Annotated in this window: 14 protein-coding genes; 4 read left to right on the forward strand and 10 right to left on the reverse strand. The window is 62.1% G+C overall.

Going from position 1 to position 19,694, the window contains the following annotated elements:
- Positions 1-57: 57 nt before the first annotated feature.
- Entirely contained in the window at positions 58-1,269 is a 1,212-nt protein-coding gene (locus tag G3O01_RS26830) for a YbfB/YjiJ family MFS transporter (RefSeq protein ID WP_205809657.1), read from the reverse strand.
- A gap of 383 nt (positions 1,270-1,652) precedes the next feature.
- Between G3O01_RS26830 and G3O01_RS26835 the strand changes: the two genes are divergently transcribed.
- The 3 genes from G3O01_RS26835 (at position 1,653) to G3O01_RS26845 (ending at position 4,002) form a co-directional block, all read left to right on the forward strand.
- Positions 1,653-2,033 carry a cupin domain-containing protein gene (locus G3O01_RS26835; RefSeq protein WP_241024298.1) on the forward strand — a complete coding sequence of 127 codons (381 nt, stop codon included), beginning with the start codon at positions 1,653-1,655 and terminating at the stop codon, positions 2,031-2,033.
- Positions 2,034-2,489: 456 nt separating this feature from the next.
- A complete protein-coding gene (locus tag G3O01_RS26840; RefSeq protein ID WP_241024283.1) occupies positions 2,490-2,813 on the forward strand; it encodes a DUF3331 domain-containing protein in 324 nt (107 codons plus the stop codon).
- Between the two features lie 517 nt (positions 2,814-3,330).
- Positions 3,331-4,002 (forward strand): NAD(P)H-dependent oxidoreductase, encoded by a 672-nt coding sequence (locus tag G3O01_RS26845; protein ID WP_205809660.1) that lies wholly within the window; start codon positions 3,331-3,333, stop codon positions 4,000-4,002.
- Between the two features lie 87 nt (positions 4,003-4,089).
- Here G3O01_RS26845 and G3O01_RS26850 read toward each other — a convergent pair whose 3' ends face one another.
- The 3 genes from G3O01_RS26850 to G3O01_RS26860 form a co-directional block, all read right to left on the reverse strand.
- A complete protein-coding gene (locus G3O01_RS26850; RefSeq protein WP_205809661.1) occupies positions 4,090-4,653 on the reverse strand; it encodes an Rrf2 family transcriptional regulator in 564 nt (187 codons plus the stop codon).
- A gap of 109 nt (positions 4,654-4,762) precedes the next feature.
- On the reverse strand, positions 4,763-5,689 hold the full coding sequence (locus G3O01_RS26855; RefSeq protein WP_205809662.1) for a LysR family transcriptional regulator: 927 nt from the start codon (positions 5,687-5,689) through the stop codon (positions 4,763-4,765).
- Positions 5,690-5,916: 227 nt separating this feature from the next.
- The gene (locus G3O01_RS26860; RefSeq protein WP_205809663.1) at positions 5,917-7,386 is read right to left on the reverse strand and encodes an NCS1 family nucleobase:cation symporter-1; all 1,470 of its coding nucleotides are present in this window, start codon (positions 7,384-7,386) and stop codon (positions 5,917-5,919) included.
- Between the two features lie 490 nt (positions 7,387-7,876).
- On the opposite strand from G3O01_RS26860, the gene G3O01_RS26865 reads away from it, so the two are divergent.
- Positions 7,877-8,350, forward strand: coding sequence for an Lrp/AsnC family transcriptional regulator (locus G3O01_RS26865; protein ID WP_205809664.1), 474 nt, complete (start codon positions 7,877-7,879; stop codon positions 8,348-8,350).
- A 15-nt stretch (positions 8,351-8,365) separates the two neighbouring features.
- Here the strand turns inward: G3O01_RS26865 and G3O01_RS26870 are convergent, their stop codons facing one another.
- The 6 genes from G3O01_RS26870 to G3O01_RS26895 all read right to left on the reverse strand — a co-directional run.
- Positions 8,366-9,313: a GNAT family N-acetyltransferase gene (locus G3O01_RS26870; RefSeq protein WP_205809665.1), complete on the reverse strand. Its 948-nt coding sequence runs from the start codon at positions 9,311-9,313 to the stop codon at positions 8,366-8,368.
- Between the two features lie 42 nt (positions 9,314-9,355).
- A complete protein-coding gene (locus G3O01_RS26875; RefSeq protein ID WP_205809666.1) occupies positions 9,356-11,539 on the reverse strand; it encodes a TonB-dependent siderophore receptor in 2,184 nt (727 codons plus the stop codon).
- A 49-nt stretch (positions 11,540-11,588) separates the two neighbouring features.
- Positions 11,589-12,974 carry a lysine N(6)-hydroxylase/L-ornithine N(5)-oxygenase family protein gene (locus tag G3O01_RS26880; protein ID WP_205809667.1) on the reverse strand — a complete coding sequence of 462 codons (1,386 nt, stop codon included), beginning with the start codon at positions 12,972-12,974 and terminating at the stop codon, positions 11,589-11,591.
- Between the two features lie 64 nt (positions 12,975-13,038).
- The gene (locus tag G3O01_RS26885) at positions 13,039-14,037 is read right to left on the reverse strand and encodes a GNAT family N-acetyltransferase (RefSeq protein ID WP_241024284.1); all 999 of its coding nucleotides are present in this window, start codon (positions 14,035-14,037) and stop codon (positions 13,039-13,041) included.
- A 16-nt stretch (positions 14,038-14,053) separates the two neighbouring features.
- A complete protein-coding gene (locus tag G3O01_RS26890) occupies positions 14,054-19,036 on the reverse strand; it encodes a non-ribosomal peptide synthetase (protein ID WP_205809669.1) in 4,983 nt (1,660 codons plus the stop codon).
- A gap of 11 nt (positions 19,037-19,047) precedes the next feature.
- Positions 19,048-19,694, reverse strand: a 647-nt coding sequence (locus G3O01_RS26895; RefSeq protein WP_205809670.1) for a phosphopantetheine-binding protein, incomplete at its 5' end; no start/stop codon positions are given.

Genomic DNA, 19,694 nt, shown 5'->3' on the forward strand with positions numbered 1-19,694 from the left:
ATTGAATGGCAGAGCGGTCATTGCGCTGCCATTTTCACGCCATATTCAGCTCTGCTTTTATGCGCGCTCACGTGCGAATAGCGGCGCGACATAATCGACGATGACGACAAACACCAGCGCGACTGCACCGATTGCAAATAGCAATCTATGATTGCCGCCGCTCGTATTGAACAGCGCCGAATACGTATAACCCGCAATGGCTTGCGATGCAGCAAACGTCGTTGTGGCGCGGCTCCAGATCTTGTGCTGCCTGACGTGATCGTGCGGCACGACTTCGTGTATGCGCGCGAGCATCATCGGCACGATGCCTGGCGGGAAGCTGCCGATTGCGAGCGTCAGCACGCCAATCACGATCGGATTGCTGGACATGACGAAGGCTGCGACCACGACAATCTGCAGCAGCGACAGCACACGGATTGCGAGGCGTCCACCGAAGCGGTCGGCCACGAAGCCATATAACGGCGCACCGGAAATAGCGCCGACACCATACAGAATCCAATATGACGCGCCGACATGCGCGCCCGCGCCAAGGCCACGCGCAATGAAATCGACGAGGAAAACCATCGTGGGAACGAGGCCGATCGCCATCAATGCGTATTCGGCGTAAAGCACGCGGACGACCGAAGGATTGCGTGCCATCGCGGCCGCTGATGTATGCGCCGCGTGCGATCTGGTCGCGCGCGGCCATCCGTACCACGTCGCCAGCGTCAGGGCGGCAGACAGGATCGCAATGCCGATCCACGTATTGCGCAAACCCAGATTGAGCAGCAGCGGAACGATCGTCCCCGATGCCGCGATGCCGACGCCGAGGCCAAGAAAGATCGCGCCGCTGGCGAGCCCCTTGCGATCCGCAGGCACGTGCGGCAGCACGGTCGCCGCGACCAGCACCATGATCGTTCCCCCCGCCACACCCGACAGCAGACGCCAGACGAAGAACCACGCGACCGATACGGGAAACGCACATGCAAGGAACGCGGCGGTCACCAGCACCATCATCGCCCGCAGCGTGTGCGTGTTCGTCAAACGATGCGCAAGCGGACGGCCGAGCAGCGCGCCGAGCAGATAGCCCGCAAGGTTCGCCGCGCCCAGATACACCACATCCGACGCGGCAAACCAGTGCGCCTGAATGAGGGGCGGCAGCAGCGGCGTGTACGCGAAGCGCGCGAGGCCAATGCCGACGAGGCTCGCGCTGAAACCCGCAAAGATATGTCGCCACACGGCGGCCTGGCCGCCGGCGGATGGTGTCGAAAGTGATGCGTCGGTGGACATGAGAACGGATTCCGCTAGAAGCCGCGCGCCGCGCGGCTGTTTGTCAGGGACGGGACAGTTTCCCGCCATCTTTGACACGCTTGTCAATTTCGCGGATTCTAGACATCCGTGACAAAGATAGCAAGAATCCATTCTTTGAAAATGGAAATTGCCGGCACGCAATTGCGCGTTCCGTTGCACGATATCCAAAAAGCAGCTACTCTTCGAACTACGACTTACTTAGTCGCAGTTAAGGAAGCCATTCAGATGTCGTTCGGACTATTCGAACGAAGCAGAACCCGCCGCTTGCTGCGCGGCGTCATGGCATACCGCTTATTTATCGGAGAGTTAAAGTGAATTTTGTTCATACCGTTCTTGCATCCACGGCCGCAGTCTGCATCGCGATGACGGCACCGCACGCGGCGCATGCGCATGGCGTCGATGGGCCGCGCGAGCACATCAGCCCGGCCTTCCAGACGGCAATTGCCAACGTGCCGGGCAAGACCATGACGGCGATCGTCGTCGACTACAAACCGGGTGGCGTATCGCCGTCGCATCGCCATGGCCAGGCGTTCGTCGTGGGCTATGTACTTCAGGGCGAGATCCGCAGCAAGGTCGATGATGGCGAAGAGCGCGTCTATCACGCGGGCGAAAGCTGGACAGAAACACCAGGTGTGCATCACATGGTCAGTGAGAACGCAAGCAAGACCAAACCTGCGAAGCTGCTTGCCATCTTTGTCGCAGACGACAACGATAAAGATCTCGTCACATGGGACAAGAAGTAATCGCAGTACATGTTTAAGCTGAAGGCAAAGCCTTGGCAAGCGCGAACCCAATACAGAATTGGGCTTGCCATGGCTTTAAGAAAATCAAGCACCTGAAGCGGAAACTATTACGTTGCACTTTCCGGTTAACAACGCTTAACTTGCTGTATGGCCGTCTGAACGTCCAATATAGAGACACGGCGCGTTAATGACGGGAATCGACTCCGCGCATCGCTGCGCGCCATGCAGGCATATCGCTGATCTGCCTTGCGAGCCACACCGCACAACACTGTTGACGTCAGCAGCAGCACCTCGGCCGCGTCAGAGCGTGCCGCCCGCCAAACTCTGTGACGGAGGTGAATGATGACTCGTCCGGTTGAAGAAGATATCGTCAGGCGCGCATTGGTAGGCGTCCTGATGCCCACGCCAGTTGATTCGATCAAGAAAGCACAATACGGTCCCAAGAAAAAATTCCGCATGACCAAGCGGCCTCCGCCCGAAGCACTCGAACCCGTCGAGGTGGAGCCGCCGCCCGCGCATATTTCCATTCTCGAGCAGCTGTCGTCGAAGACGCTCAGCGTGTGCTGGAGCGATCCGCGCTCAGGCCATTACGCGGATCAGGTATGGCGAATCGGCCTTGCGCGCATGGACTCGTTCTGTGTGCTAACAGGCATGCCGATCCGGCGCGGTGACCCGGTATTCCGTCCGCGTGCTTGCGAAAGTTATTTTCCTGCCAATCGCGACCGGATGATTCTCGCATCCGCCGTTCCGCCTGGCCCGAACGGAATCATGCTGGATTGATTTCGCATGCGCACGGTTTTTCGTGCGCGCACTAAAACCTGAACAAACCTGAAGCGCCACGGGTCGCAAGGCTCCGGCGCTCCCATCTATTGGCGGCGCGCACGCATAACCTGCGCGACCTTTTCGCGCAGCAACATTCGTTGCGGGTGCCGGTTCAGAACTTCTACGCGCATACGCTACGACATCGTTTTGTACGTCGTTGTCATACGCATGACTTGTTATCGACGGCCGAGGGGCCACGCGTCAGTGCGATGACACGAAGGTGATACCGGTGTCGCGACCTTGCCGACCAGGGGCGCAACCGCGGGCCCGCTCACGAAACACTGAATCCCATTTTTTTCATATTTGCCCGGCCGTCTTCGTCGACCGCCGCGCCGCGCCTTGCTGCACAAGGCTCGCAGCCCGTTCGCGCGGCGCTTTGACGCACATGCATATACGTCCCCTCAGTTGCGCGCAGCCGGCAAACTCACTATCCTCACAGCTACGACAACTTTGATCGCAGTTACTGGAGAGCCAGATGAAAATTTTCCACGTCGATTCGAGCGCCAAGCGCGAACGGTCCAACTCCCGCGCGCTGTCGCGCCAGTTCATCGAAAACCTGCGCGCCGAAGGCGTGGATGTCGAAATCGACTATCTCGATGTCACCGTCGATACACCGCCGCACGTCACCGAGGCCTTCGCCATCGCGACCTATCACGCGGAGCACGAGCGCACCGACGCCATGCGCGCCACGCTCGCGCCCTCTGACGCGCTGTGCAAGCGGCTGCTGGAAGCGGATGCCCTCGTCTTCGCGATGCCCATGTACAACTGGTCGATGCCTTCGGTCTTCAAGGCGTTCATCGACAGCGTGACCCGCCCGGGCATCACCTACAAGATGGATGCCGAGGGCAACATTGTCGGTCAGCTGAGCCGGCAAAAGGTGTTGTTCATCACCACGCGCGGCGCAGATTTGCGCCCCGGCAACGTGTTTTCGTCGATGGATGCGCTGACGCCGGCGCTCAAGGCCGCATTTGCTTTCATCGGCGCGGACACGCCGGAATTCGTCGACGCGCAGCCGCTGCAGTTCTCGGATCAGGCCGCCCGCGCAGAAGCGCTCAAGCGCGCTCAGGCAGAACTGGCGGGTGTGGCCGCAGAGTGGGCCGCCTGGGAACGGGCACGCGCCGGCAGTGAGCAGGCCGAGACGGTGTAATCGTCAGTACAAAGCTACAAATGAAAAAGGCCGCAGCGTTGAACACTGCGGCCTTCCTTATTCAGGCGGGGTATTGACCCGTAGCGATCAGGAGCGCGTGCCGGGAGTCGAACCACCGCGCGTAGCGCCGCGCTCGCGCCGCCGGCCGGTCGTACGGCCATCCAGCCACTTGACCACCTGCGGCCCATAGGTGCGCGGCGCTTTCGCCGATGTGCGGACCGCGAGGTCTTCCAGCGACTGCGACGCCAGCGCCTCGCGCATGCGCTTCTCGGCGTTCTGCATCACCGCGTGGATCGAGCACACGCCGCTCGTCGCCCAGGTCGGCGCTGTCTCGCCAAATACTGCGCAGCGCGAGCGAACCTCACGGCACTCGAACAGCGATTTGTCGCCGTCGATCGCCGTGACCACGTCCAGCACCGAAATCTGGTTTGCCGGGCGCGCAAGCGCAAAGCCGCCCTTCGCGCCTTCTGTGGCAATGACCAGTCCGGCCTTGTGCAGCTTGGTAAACAGTTTCGCCACGTAGTCGGCAGGTACGCCTTGCAGTTCTGCAAGGTCACGCACGCTGGCCTCGGACACCCCGCCGGGCGCCGCTTCCGTCAGGAAAAGCAGGCAGTGCAACCCATATTCGACACCTGCGCTGATGTGAGACATATCCACTCCGACAAAAACAATCGGAGTTAGGCTACCCGCTTTTGCAAACACGCGCAACCCGGCGTCGCGGCACACGCGGGCTTAAGGTCTAAACAATCGGATGCGGGCGCTAGAGTGGACGAAGGCTGTCGAGAGGATGCAGTTCGAGCGTATCGTCAACGGCCAGTTCGCGCGCAATGAAGTCGATCAGCGTGCCGGCCCGCCGGCTCGGCACGGCTCCCGCATAGACAGCGAACAGATCGACGCGCTCGCCGATATACGCATCGAGGGCCGTTTCCAGCCTGCCCGACATCAGCTCGTGATAGATATCCCAGCGGTTCTTCAGGATCACGCCATAGCCATTGACAGCCCATTCGCGCAACACGCCGCCGTCGCTCGCAACGCGATTGCCAGTTACTCTGACGCCGATCTGCTTGCCTTCGACGATGAACGGCCAGTTCGAAATCGGCGCATCGGGCCGCGAGAGAATCAGGCAGTTGTGCGACGAAAGCTGCGACGGATGCATCGGCTTGCCATGCGTCGCCCAGTATGACGGCGCAGCGCATACGACGCGCGGCCCCGTCAGCAGCAGCCGCGCCTTCAGCCGCGAATCGATCAGCGGCCCGTTGCGCAGCGCGAGATCCAGATGCTGATCGACGAGATCGACCACGCCGTCCGTCAACAGCAAGGACACCTGCACTTGTGGATGCAGGCTCATGAACTTGTCGAGCAACGGCACGACACGCGTTCGGCCAAAATCGTTGCTGGCCGTCAGGCGAATCGGCCCATTCAGCGGGCCATCTTCGCGCAGGCTCAGGATCGCGGCATCCCAGTCGGCCAGCACGCGGCGCGCGTCGTCGAGAAAGCGCTGACCTTCATGCGTAAAAGCCAGCCGGCGCGTGGTGCGCATAATAAGCCGCGCGCCGACTTCCTCCTCCAGTTTTTGCAAAGCCAGTGTGACTGTCGATGTCGACACCGTGCTCTTTCGCGCGGCCGCGGAAAAGCTCCCGGCTTCGGCGATTTCGACAAACAGCCTTAACGCGTCAAGCCGGTCCATCTTTGTGCCCGTTCGAAAGTCGTAGCCGTGTGGAGTTATCTCGATCCGGTACGCCGTCGCGCCATGTAATCCCGTAGCCGGACCCATGACGCGGCAGTGGCGCGCCATAGCGCGCCGCGAATCGACTCCTGAGTATCGAATACTTCGATCGGCCTCTAAAGACAAACTAGCGCCTAATTCGGTCCATAACGCGCAAACATGAGTATTCGTGCTATGGCGCCGAAGCGTCAGGTTCTGCGCGCGAGCCGCATCATCAGCACGTACAGCACTGCGCCCGAGATGGCGCCGATCAACCAGCCGAAGTTGTTTTCAGGCAGCACATGCAGTAGTTGCGTGCACAATTCCCAACCAATGGAAATGCAGCCCGACAACAGCAGCGCTGCGACGCCGACCCGGTTCCAGCCGCCGTCGTAATAGAAGCGGCCTGTCGGCGCCATCGTGTACAACTCGGCCGTTTGCACCTGCTGTTTCTTGATCAGATAGAAGTCGGCCATCATCACGCCATAAAGCGGCGCGAGCACGGCACCGAACACGCTGACGAAAATCGTGATCGCCTTGGGGCTGTCGACGAAAATCCACGGGCACACGAGTACGGCGAGAATCGAAGCGATCAGCCCGCCGCGCTTGAAATCGACATGTTTGGGGAAAAGATTCGCGATGTCATAAGCGGGCGAAACGAAATTAGCGACGATATTGATGCCCATTGTCGCCACGATAAACGTGAGACTGCCAATCACGACGGCCACTTTGTTCTGGATATGCGCGACGATCGCCACCGGGTCCATGATCATCGAGCCGAACACGGTCGCACTGCCCGATGTGACGATCACCGTGATGATCGCGAAGACGATGAAATTGACGGGCAGCCCGAGAAAATTGCCCACCTTCATCTGTTGCTCGCTCTTGGCAAAGCGCGAGAAGTCGCCAAAGTTAAGTAGCAGCGCAGCGAAATAGCTGACGACGAGCAGCACCGCATTGCCCATGCCCGCGAACTGCTCCGAGCCCGTTAGCGTTTTACCGCCAAGTGTCAGACTCAGGCTGCCAAGTCCGGCTTGCGAAAGTATCCACGCCATCAACGCGAACATCACCACATAGACGGCCGGCCCGCAAAAGTCGATGAATTTGCGGATCGTCTCCATGCCGCGCTGGAAGATGATCAACTGGAAGATCCACATGAACAGGAAACTCACCCAGCCGAGACCGTCCAGTTTCAGGACGCTGAAGCCCTGCAAGGCAGCGGATGCGGGGATGAATAAAAGCAGCAAGGTCGCCACGGCTTTCGACGCGAAATAAGTTTGCACGCCGTACCAGACAATGCCGACCACGCCGCGTATCACCGCTGCGAGGTTCGCGCCCATCACGCCCATGCTCACGCGCGCCATCACGGGGAACGGAATGCCGTGCATATAGCTTGGCTTGCCCACCCAGTTCATCAGCAGGTAGACGACCAGAATGCCGACCGTGAGTGCAATCAGCACCTGCCAGCCGGAAATGCCGAGCAGAAACAGGCTCGCCGCGAACGTATAGCCGCCCACGCTATGCACGTCCGACATCCACATTGCAAAGATGCTGTAGCCCGTCCACGTTCGGCGGTTGTGCGGGACAGGCGCGAGATCGTGGTTGTGCAAACGCGAGTCGACCTGTTCGCCAGAATCGCCGAGGCCGTGAGGTGCATCGAAAAGCGGTGACGTAGACATGGCTCCCCCTGCTGGTTGAAGCATGGCTGTCTGTCGAAGACCGCCATGGCCTGACGATGCGGCGCAGCACACAGGCACGGTCTACTGCAAAACCCGATTGGAATCGCGATTCGCGATGAAAGGTCTTATTTCTGCAATATAGATTGTTTTACTAATAAAAGCGGCTGTCGATGCCGTCAAAAACACGCGCATCGATGTGAACTGGAAGGGGAAGAAAAAAGCGTAGAGGGGTGCATGCTTCCGTGACCGGTGAACGCGTCGCACGGCGTGGGTTTCGCCGCTGACCGCCCCTGCCGGCGCCATCTTGCGAATGGCGCGGCGCCCGTTGGCGGAGGGTAATCCGCCCGTCGTTGCGGGCAAGGAAGCATGGTGAAGAATATACCGGCTAACCGTCGGGACAGGCTTCCTGTTTCCCGGTGCACACCTACTGAATGCGGAATGATATTCCGGTAAGATAGGAAATCACCGAACATCCTTCCAGACGCACATCATGCAAGCCCGCAACCGCCCGCTGGACAACCAGGACCGCGCGATCATGCGCGCGTTGCAGAAGAACGCGCGCCTCTCGAACGCGGAACTCGCCGAGATTGTCGGCATGTCGACGACCGCGTGCTGGAACCGCACGCGTCAACTGGAAACCGATGGTTATATCCGCGGCTACGTCGCGCTGCTGGATCAGCAGAAGCTCGGTTTCGCGGATGTCGTGCTGATCGAAGTCACGCTCGACCGGCACGACGAAGACGCACTGGCGCGCTTCGGCGACGAACTCGCGACCTTGCCCGAAGTACTCGAGGCCTATCTGGTATCGGGCGAATACGACTATCTGATCAAGGTCGCGGTTGACGGCACCGCGGGCTACGAGCGCTTCCTGCGCGAAAAGCTCTACAAGCTCTCAGGCATTCGCCACAGCCGCTCGATGTTCGCGCTGCGCTGCATGAAGAACATTCCGTCCGTGCAGGTCTGAACGCACTGTCCGGACTCAGGGCCCGAACTGCCCGAAGTACGTCTCGCGCTCGACTATCACGAGCGCCGCACGCTTGTGCGGAAAATCGAACTCCTTCAGCGTGTACGCGCCCAGCCGGTGCATCCACGCGATGTGCCGCGTGTGATCGATACGCGGCTCGCCGACGATACGCCGCGTGCGCGGATCGTCGAGAAACATGTAATGCAGGATGCCATTGAACCACGCGCGCAGTTTGCCCGCGCTCTGGAAGTCGCTATTGCCGACCAGCAGATGCAGGCCGCGATCGAAATCATCCGCCTCGTAGAACGGCGCGACGCGATCTTCCTTCGCCCAATAGACTTCGAAATACGCAAACGGCTCGTCGTCGAAGCAACCGATCAACGGATGCACGTGCGGGTCCGCGCACTGCTCGGCCAGGTACGCCGCATGCTGCTCGCGCGTGCCCTTGAATTCCCAGAAGTGCGCGACGCGGTCCTGGTTCTGCCAGTAGTGAAAGATATCGGTGTCGCGCTCGACATCGACGGTGCGCAGCGAAAAGGTCATGCCCACCGTCGGCATGTAGCGGCGATACACGACGCCCTTCGGCTTCGGCGCACGCACGGGATGACGCCGGTTGTGATCGATCGTATAGCGCATCGGCATGCCTGCCGAACTGGGCGCCGTTATCCATAGCGACGGCTGCTGCCAGAAGGTGGCACGCGACGTCGTGAGCCGCAGCGTCGAGCCTTCGCGCACGGCCGTATCGACAATGCCTTCGCGGATCGCGCGCGTGACGAATGCATCCGTCGCGTCGTTGGGTTCGAACGGCAAGGTCAGCGACATCTGCTGGCGCTTCGGCTCGCGGCAAAAGATCTCCGCGAGCGCGGGTAAAAGCTGCTCGGGCGCCGCATCGCGCGGCCACGCCGACAATGCAAAGCCGTCCGGCGTCGGAACGAGTTCCTCAAAGGCCACGCGAGCGTTCATGGTTGTGTTTCCTTTCCTCAAATAGTCCAGTGATCGACGCGCTTACCAGTCGTAGCGCGCCGTCGCCAGCACGGTGCGCTGATTGCCATAGAAGCACGCGAACGCGCTCTGGCAACCCGACACATAGCGGCGATTGAAAATGTTGGTGGCGTTGACGGCGAAGCGCCATTTGCTGATGTCGTAGTGCACAGCAGCGTCGTACACGGTGTAGCCCGGCACGTGCAGCGAGTTGTCCGATCCGCCCGCGCTATAGCTCGTGTAACGCAGGCCGCCGCCGAAGCCAAGGCCCGTAAGCGGCCCCGTATGCCACGTCCAGTCGGCCCACAGCGAAGCCGTCTGGCGCGGCAGCGGAATCGCCACGGGCCACTTGTTCAGTGAATCGTCATTGGCCTTGATGTTCTTCACATCCTGATACGCGTACGAAGCGATGATGCTCAGATCGCGCGTCACGTTGCCGACCGCGCTGAACTCGATGCCGCGCGAACGCACTTCACCCGTCTGCACGCTGAACGTGCCTGTCGGATCGGTTGGATCGGGCGTCGTGACGTTGGTCTGGTTGATCTGATAGATCGCCGCGTTCAACATCAGGTTCTTCTCGAACGGCTGCCAGCGCAGACCCAGTTCGATCTGCTTGCCCTTCGTCGGCTCGAACGGCGAGCCGTTCGCGTTCACACCGATCACCGGATTGAACGACGTCGCATAGCTGATGTACGGCGACAAACCGAAATCGCCCAGATACACGGCGCCCACGCGATACGTGAACGCGTGATCGTTCTGCCGCTGTTCGGTGTTCGCAACCGTATCCGTCGTCGTGTTACGGCTCCAATCCTCACGGCCGCCGATCGTGAACACGATGCGCGGCGTCAGCTTGATCTGGTCCTGCGCATACACGCCGAAGCTGTCGAGCTTCGTTTTCGTATCGCTATAGCCGAACGAATCCGGTCCGCTGAAGATCGCCGACGTCACCGGCACATAGACGGGATTGAACATGTTCAGGCTCGGCGCGAGCGCGAGCTGTTCGCTATCCGTCGACAGTTGCCTGTTGTATTCGAAGCCGAGCAGCACCGTATGTTCGATCGAACCGGTGCGGAATTGCGCCTGCGCCTGATTGTCGATATCGAAGCGCGAGTAGTTCGGCTGGAACAGGCCCGCATAACGCGTGAGCGATGCTTCCGTCGGGTCGGTGGGATCGAGGCCGCCGCCATACACCGTCGAGTTGTTCAGCGACAGATGCATATAGCGCGTGTTCTGCCGGAACGTCCACGTCGGATTCAGATGATGCTCGAACCTGTAGCCGACCGACCATTGCCGCTTGTCGTAACGCGCGAAGTTGCCGTCGCCCGTGTACAGGTCGTTCGAAATGACGCCGTTCGGGTTCGGCAGAATCGTGCCCGATGCAGGCAGGAAGTTATCCGACACATCGCTGTTGTCGCGCAGATAGGTCGCATAGAGCGTGAGCGACGTATCCGCCGTGGGCTGCCATTTGATCGACGGCGCGAGCATCAGACGCTGGTCCGCGTTCGGTCCCGTCGGCATGTTGCCGTCGCGCCCCACGCCGACGAAGCGATACGTCAACGTGCCGTCCTTGTCGATCTTGCCGCCCAGATCGATGCCGATCTGCTTGCGCGCATCGGTGCCGAGCTGCAGTTCAATTTCGCGGATACGCTCGGCCGTCGGCTGTTTGGTCTGGATATCGACGAGCGAACCCGGATCGCCCTGACCGTACAGCACGGACGTCGGCCCGCGCAGCACCGTAATGCTCTCCACCTGATACGGATCGATGCGCCAGCTCGCGAGGTTCAGCGTGTTGGGCACCTGCAGCCCGTCCTCGAATACGCTCGGCACAAAGCCGCGAATCGCCGTGTACCAGTCCGAGCGCGTACTCGCGCCATACGACGAAAAACCGGGCACGTAACGCAATGCCTGGTTGATCGACGTCGCGCCCTGCTCTTCGATCTGCGCCGCCGTCACGATGTTGACCGTCTGCGGCACTTCGTCGAGCGGCGTGTCCGTCTTCGTCGCGGTCGACGTGCGATGTGCAACAAGGCCTTCCGTATCGCCCGCCGTCGTCCCCTGCACCTTCACGGCGGGAAGCGTGGTCCCCTGCGCGTTGTTCTCCTTGTCCTGAGTCTGTTGTGCCTGCGCGTGACCCGTTGCGCAAGCGAGAAAAGTCATGCTGGCTGCCACAGCAATGGCACGCTGCTGCGTGCCTTTGACCCACTCCATCTGAAACCTCGGAAATATGGAATGCAGCGCGTCGCGCTGCTTATTGTTGTCAAAGAGCGAATGCCATGCGGCCGCCGCTCACCCCGGTTTGCGCCCCTGTGCGCGCTTGCACTGCAAAACTGTTTTCGTTGTTGCCGGCTTCGAGCGAGCCGGCGATTTCGTCTGCGCGGCGCGCGAGCACCGACAGCAATGTGTCGCTCAAGCCGTGGCTGTCTTCGCAGCAGCCTTGCAGATAGATGCGCGGCTGGAAGTGCGCGGGCGTCGCGAGCAGATAATCGCGCGCCACTTCGCATTGCTCGACGGGCTTGCCCAACGCGTCCGCGAGCGGATCGAGCAGCGCATGATGCGCATCGCGGCGATAGCCCGTCGCGAGCACCACGGCATCGAAGCGCTCCGCGCGCGCATCGCCATCCATGCGGTCACGCATGCGCATGTCGATCTCTGCTCCATGCGCGCCCTGCACTTCACGCACGGCCTCGATCGCGCAGTTGTTCAGCAGACGATGACGCGCGGAACCGCTCACGTTTTGCACATACAGCAGTTCGTAGATCTGCTCGATCAACGGACGGTCGACCACCGAATAGTTCGTGTCGCGGAACGTATCGAGCAGCGACTGGCGCGCGTCCTTCGGCTGCGAATAGATGAGGTCGGTAAACGAAGGGTTGAAAATCTCGTTGACGAACGGGCTGTCGTCGGCGGGCTTCAAGGCGGGCGCGCGCATGATCAGCGTCGCGTCGACATGCGGGAAACGGCGCGTGAGATCGATGAACACTTCAGCCGCACTCTGACCGCTGCCGACCACGGCAACACGTCGCCGTGCCGCATCGCCCTTGCCATCGCCGAGCACATTGCCAATCGACGTCAGATAGCTCGATGAATGGATCACGGCCGCCTCGCGCAAGGCAGCAAACGCAGCAGGAATCTGCGGCACGCCACCCATGCCGACCGACAACGCGCGCGTCAGCCTGTGACGCTCCTTGCCCTGTGCATCTCGCGAATGCACGCGCAGATGCGTGACGTTGCGCGGATCGCTGTCGGCCGCGATCGGCTCGATCAGCGTCACGGATTCGCCGTAATGCACCTGATCGTCGAATGCGCCCGCTACCCAGCGCAGATAGTCATGAAACTCGATCCGCGTCGGGTAGAAGTTCTTCAGATTGACGAAATCCTGCAGACGTCCACGCTCGAACAGATAGTTGATGAACGTGAAGCGGCTCTTCGGATCGCGCATCGTGACGAGATCCTTCAGGAAGGAAATCTGCATGCGGCTGTCGTCGAGCAGCATGCCGCGATGCCAGCCGAATTCCGGCTGCCGTTCGATGAAGCAATGCGCACCCGGCGCATTGCCGTTTTCCGCGAGGCGCACGGCCAGCGCGAGATTCGACGGCCCGAAGCCGACGCCGATCAGATCGTGAATGTATTCTCGTTGACTCATGAAATGTCTCCCTTCTACCAGTGGCGACGGACGTGGTACGTATGACGGAAAGCGCAGCGGGCCATCACAGATGACGGCCGTCGAAGAACGCTTCGCGGATCACGCGCATCAGCAACGCCCGTTTGTGCGGAAAATCGAAATGCGCGATGCTCGAAAAACCATGCTGCTTCAGGTAATCGATCATGCGAGCGTTGTCGTGACGCGGCTCGCACACGACAGCCTGCGTGCGCGGATCGTCGAGAAAGAGGTAATGCACGAGCGAAGGCAGCCACGCCGCCACGCATGCGGCGCCGCGCCAGCGCGTATCGCCGACCAGCATGTGCAGGCCGCGTTCGAAATCCGCCGATGCCGCGAACGGCGCAATGCGGTCTTCCTTCGCCCAGTACGCTTCGAAGTAACCGAACGGCTCGCCGTCGAACGCGCCGATCAGCGGATGCACATGCGGCGTCGACAGCACGCGCTCCAGATACGCGCGATGCGCGTCGAGCGTGCCCGCTTCGCCCCAGAACGCATTGACGCGCGGCTCGTTCATCCACGCATGCAGATGGTCGAGGTCGTTCGCAACGGAAGCCGTATGCAGCGTGAAGCGATGGCCGAAGCCGGGCACATCGCGCGTATAGACGACGCCGTCCGCATAGGGCGAACGCCGTGGATGCCGCGCGCCTTCCGTCATTGCATACGAGAGCGCCGCGAGCGGCACAGATGCATCGCGCGTGAGCCACAGATCGGGCTGCTGCGCCCACGCATCGCGCAAGCAAAGGTTTTGTGCCGTCAGCACGCCGCTGTAACGCAGCGCATCGAGCGCGTCGCGATGCAGCTCGTCGGTATCGAGCGCAATCGACTTGCTGTCGAGACTCGCGCCGAATGCCGCGCGCAACGCGGCCAGCACCGCGCGGCGCTGTCCTTGCGGCGAAATCGCCGTGCACCATTCGACGATGCGCAGGCCACCTTCGCGCGTCCAGCGCGCATTCAGAACGATGCCCTCGGCGCGGCCGTCTTCGGCCACTGTGATTGCATCGCCTTCCAGATACGCCGCCAGCGTCGGCTGCTTGTATGTGTTCATGTCGCTCCGTGTGAAATCAGCGTGCATCGCGCACCTCCGTAGCCGGTTCGCGCGCATCGCGGTCGATGTCGGTGTCGATCCGCAGCGCCAGTGCCTGTGCCGTGCGCGCGAGCGTCTGATGCACGAACACGTCATCGATCGTGATTGCGTGGCCAGCCGTGTTCGCGGCATCGACGAAACGCACGACGTCGAACGAGGTCGCGCCTGCTTCGAACAGGTTGTCGTTGTGATCGGGCGCATCGCTGTCAAAGGTGTACGCCCAGATGCGCGCGAGCGCCTGCATCAGTTGTGGGGCGCGCGGCGATGCGGCTTCTTCGGTGTGCTTCTGTCGGGTCTGCTCGCGCGACACCGTATTGCCCGAAATGACAATCGCTTCTTCTGGCGCATCAATAAAGCGCGTAACAGCGGCCAGATAATCGCTGCACAGCCGCTCGACGAATGCGCCGTCCACCAGTTCGCGCCCGTATGAAAACGCGCCCGTCACGCGGCCATCAGGATGCTCGACGATATCGAGTTCGAGATCGAACACGACGCGATGACGCACGTCGTTGAATTCATCCACTTCGATGCCATGCCATTGCCGCGCATCGCTTTGCGCGGGGCGCAGATAGTTGAACATCACCTGGAACAGCGGATTGCCGTTCGCGGTGCGCGATGCACGCACGTTATCGACGACACGCGCGAACGGTGCGGCGACGTGCGCATACGCGCCCAACGCGGACTCGCGCACAGAAGCAATCACTTCACGCGGCGACGCTTCCTCGCGCATGGCCGTGCGCACGACGACCGCGTTGATGAAAAGACCGATCACGTCGTCAGTTGCAGCATCGCGCGTCGACGCAAGCACGCCGACTGCCTGATCCAGCGCGCCTGTCTGCCGTGCGAGCGAGACGTTCAGCACCGCGTGCAACAACATCGGCAGCGTCGCATGCGTCGATACGGCCAACGCCTTCGCACGCTCGACCGTTTGCGTATCGAACTCGAATGCGATGCGCGCCGCGCTCCACAAAGGCGAAACAGGTCGCTCGCCTGCGGGCTGCGGCAAGTGGATCGCGGGCACATCGCGTAACGCGTCGCGCCAGAACTTCAGGTCGACTTGCCTCGGCTTCGCGCGCGCAGCGAACGACGCTTTCATCGACGACATGCTCAACGGTTCGCCCGTCACAGATGCGGCGTAAGCGTGCTGCACGTCATTGAGCCACACGTCGATCGAGTGACCATCGGCGACGATGTGATGGATCACGACCGACAGCACGTGATCGTCATCGGAAACGCGGATCAGACGAGCGCGCCACAACGGCGCGTTGGCGAGATCGAACGGCGCGAGCGCATCTTCGTCGGTGAGCCGCGTGGCTGCCGCGATGCGCTCTTCCATCGACGCAAGCGCACGCAGATCGACCACGGGCAATGTCACGCGCACATGCTCGTCGATCACCTGACGCGGCTCGGCAGCGCCCTTCGTGGACACCAGGCGCACGCGCAATGCCGGATGCTTTTGCGCCGCGTAATCGAATGCGTTCTCAAGCGCGCTCACATCCACTGCGCCACGCAAGCGCAGCGCAACGGGAATGTTGTACGCCGCGCTCTCCGGCTGCGCGCGCCACAGGAACCACAACGCGCGTTGCGCATCGCTCAGCGCGAGGTCCGCAGAGTCGCTTGCCGCAAACTCGTGACGCGTGCTTTCACGCGTGGCAACGCTCGGCGATTCAGCGACACGCTGCGCATAGGCCGCGAGCGTCGGCGCTTCGAATAGCGTGCGAACAGGAACATCGAGCGCGAGCCGTTCGCTCACGCGCGTCGCCACGCTCACGGCAGCGAGCGAATGGCCGCCCAGTTCGAAGAAGTGATCGGCGCGGCCTACGCGTTCGACGCGCAGCACATCGCGCCAGATCTCCGCGAGTTCAGTTTCGATACCCGCAGCAGGCGCATCGAATGCGCGCTCGACGCGCACTGGCTCCGGTAACGCCGCGCGATCGATCTTGCGATTCGCGTTGCGCGGCAACGCGTCGAGCACGACGATATGCGGCGGCACCATATAGTCCGGCAGCGCACGACGCAAATGCGCCGCGAGCGCATCGCCGTCGATCACATCATCACGCTTGCGAGCCTCTTCACTGAGTTCGACGTACGCGGCAAGCGCGGCATCCGCGCCGCTGCCGCGCACCACGGCAACCGCATCGCGCACATCGTGATGCGCCATCAGTCGCGCTTCGATCTCGCCAAGCTCAATACGCAAGCCGCGCACTTTCACCTGATGATCGATGCGCCCGACGAATTCCAGCACGCCATTCGTGCGTCGCCGCACCAGATCGCCCGTTCGATACAACCGCGCGCCCGGCGCGCCGAACGGATCCGGCACGAAGCGCTCGGCAGTCAGCGCGGCGCGCGCGTGATAACCGCGCGCGACGCCCGTGCCGCCCAGATACAGTTCACCCGTCACGCCGATAGGCAACGGTCGCAGGTTCGCACCGAGCACATGCGCGGTGCGCTCGCCGACAGGCGTGCCGATAGGAAGATACGCGGCGTCCGCAATATCGCTCGCGTCTTCGTGCGCGTCGATCATCCACAGCAACGGCGTGATGACCGTCTCCGTCGGACCGTAACCGTTCACGACGCGCACTTCGGGAAACGCCTGGCGCAGCGCGGCGAACGCCTCGCGCGACGTCGCCTCGCCGCCCACCGTGAGCGAGCGCAGCGTACGCGGCGCGCCATGCGTGCGCGCCCATTCGGCCATTTGCAGCGCGTAGCTCGGCGGGAATGCTGCAATCGTGATGCGTTCGCTCGCGATCGTCTCGCACGTTTGCGCGGGCGGCCACAACGCGTCGTCGGTGATGCGGATATCGACGCCCGCCGTCAGCGGCGCGAGCCAGCACTCATGCGCGCCGTCGAAATTGATCGACATGAAGTGCAGCACGCGGTCTTTCTCGCGCATGCCGTAACGCGCGGCGATTGCTGCGCAGTGCATCGCGATCGACGCATGATCGACGACCACACCCTTCGGTTTGCCTGTCGATCCCGATGTGTAAATCAGATAAGCGGCCTGCGTCGGCGCGATGTTCGGTTCGCTATACGCGATGTCCTGTTGCGTTGCTTCGTCTTCGGCGTCGATCAGCCATACACGCGTGTTATCCCGCAACGGCAGTTTCGACACATGCTGACGCTCGGTGACGACATGATCGATCGAAGCATCGTCGACGATGTGCGCGAGGCGGTCGCGCGGATGCGTTGGATCGAGCGGCACGAACGCGCCGCCCGACTTCAGGATCGCGAGCAGTCCAACAAACAGGTCCGTCGAACGCCCGACAGCAATGCCGACTCGGGTTTCCGCACCGACACCCGCCGCCATCATTCGCGCCGCGAGACGCGCAGCGCGTGTGTCGAGTTCGGCACGCGTGAGCGTTTTGTCCGCATCGATCACCGCGCTCACATCGGGCTTCTTCTTCGCGTGTTGCGCAAGCTTCGCATGCACGGGGACGAACGGCGCATCGTCACGCTCATACGTGTTCCATGCATCGAGTTGCGCGCGCTCGTCGCGCGTCAACCATTCGAGTTCGCCCACGGGTGCTTGCGACGCAGCCAGCGCGCTGTCGAGCAACTGTGCGTATTCGCCAGCAACGCGCTCGACGGCGCGCGCATCGAACAGATCCGTCGAATAAACGAACGCAGCATTCAGCGCGCCGTCATCGCGCTCCTCGAAACCCAGCGTCAGATCGAACTTCGCATACGGTGCGCCGAACGGCAGGTCGGTCACGCGCACATCGCCGAATGCGGGCATCGTACGGCGCGCTGCATACGAGGCCATCACCTGAAACAGCGGATGATGGCTCGCACTGCGCGGCACGCCGAGCGATTCGACCACCTGCTCGAACGGTACGTCCTGATGCGACTGACCCTCGACGAGCGCACGTTGCACAGCGTCGACCAGCGCGTCGAAAGACTCGCGCATATCGACGTTCGCACCGACCACGAGCGTGTTGACGAAGAATCCGATCAGCCCCGCCGTTTCCGCCCGCTCGCGGTTCGCAGCGGGCACGCCGATCTGCACATGCGCTTCGCCGCTGGCCCGTGCGAGCAACGCATGCAAGGCCGCGAGCAGCACGGCGAACGGCGTCGCGCGGCGCGTCTGGGCAAGCGTACGCACGCGCTGCGCCGTCTTTGCGTCGATCGTGAAGTAATGACGTCCGCCATGCGCGCTGCGCTGCATCGGGCGCGCGCCGCTGCCGGGCAATGCGATCACGCCCGCATCGGCCTTCACGTGCTCGCGCCAGAACTGCAACTGGCGCTCCGCTTCGCCAGCGTCGAGCCAACGTCGCTGCCACAGCGAAAAGTCCGCATATTGAACCGGCAACGGCGCAAGCGCGACCGTTTCGCCGTTTGCATACGCGCGATAGAACGCGGCCAGCTCGTCGAGCAGCACATCGATCGACCAGCCATCCGAGACGATGTGATGCATCGTCAGCACGAGCCAGTGGGTCGCGTCGTCGAGCGCGATCAGATGCACGCGCACGGGCGCGTCGCTGGCGAGATCGAACGGCTGGTCTTCGTCTTTCGCGGCCACGTCGGCGGCAATGCGCTCACGCTCGTCCTTCGCCGCACGCGACAGGTCGGTGAAGCGCCACGGGCAGCGCGCGGGCGCATGCACGATCTGCTCGACGCCGCCTTCCGCCGATTCCGTAAAGGTCGTGCGCAACGCCTCGTGACGCGCAATCAGCGCATCGAACGCATGCCGCAGCACCGCGCGATTCAGTTCGCCATCGAGTTGAAGACGGCTCGTCACGTGATACGCGGCCGGCTCGTCGATCATGCGTGCGTGCAACCACAGCCGCGTCTGCGCAAACGACGCGGGCACGGCCTGCGAACGGTCCGCGCGCGCCGGGATCGGCAATACGCGAAAGTCGATGCCCGCCTCGCCGAGCTTCGTGATAAACAGCTTGCGCTGCGCGTCCGGCAGTTGCGCGAACCGCGCCGCAAGCGCCAGCAGATCGGGTTTGGATGTCATTCGATCGTTCCTTATTGCGCTTCGAGTTCACCGAGCAGCGCGTCGATCGCGCGCGCTGCATCGTCGAGTGAGTGCGCGCCGCGCGCGTCGAGCGCAGCGTCGATGGCAGCGGCGCAGCGCGCCAGCGTGCGGGCATCGAACAGCGTGCGCAGCGGCAGCGCGAGCGACCAGTGGAGATTGATTTGCGCGTTGACCTGCGTGGCCAGCAGCGAATGGCCGCCTAGCGCGAAGAAGTCGGCATCGCGGCCAATCGCGTTTTCAGCTTCAATGCGCAGCACGCGCGCCCAGATCGCGGCAAGCTCGCGTTCGGTGTCCGTCTGCGGCTCGGCCACTTCCGTGCTTTGCAACGTCGGCGCAGGCAGCGCATTGCGGTCGCACTTGCCGTTCGGCGTAACAGGCAGCGCATCGAGCTCAATGACATGCGCGGGCACCATGTAAGCGGGCAACTGAGCGCTCAATGTCGCGAACAGCGCGGACTGATCGAAGGCTTCTTCGGCGCGTCGCGCGACGTAGCCGATCAACTGCTCGTCGCGCACGATCACTACGGCGTCGTGCACGCCGGGTGCCGCACGCAGCAGTGCTTCGATCTCGCCCGGCTCGATACGCAGGCCGCGCAGCTTGACCTGCTGATCGGCGCGGCCCAGGTAATTTTTTTTTT

Source organism: Burkholderia sp. Ac-20365 (assembly GCF_017104715.1).
GTDB lineage: Bacteria > Pseudomonadota > Gammaproteobacteria > Burkholderiales > Burkholderiaceae > Paraburkholderia.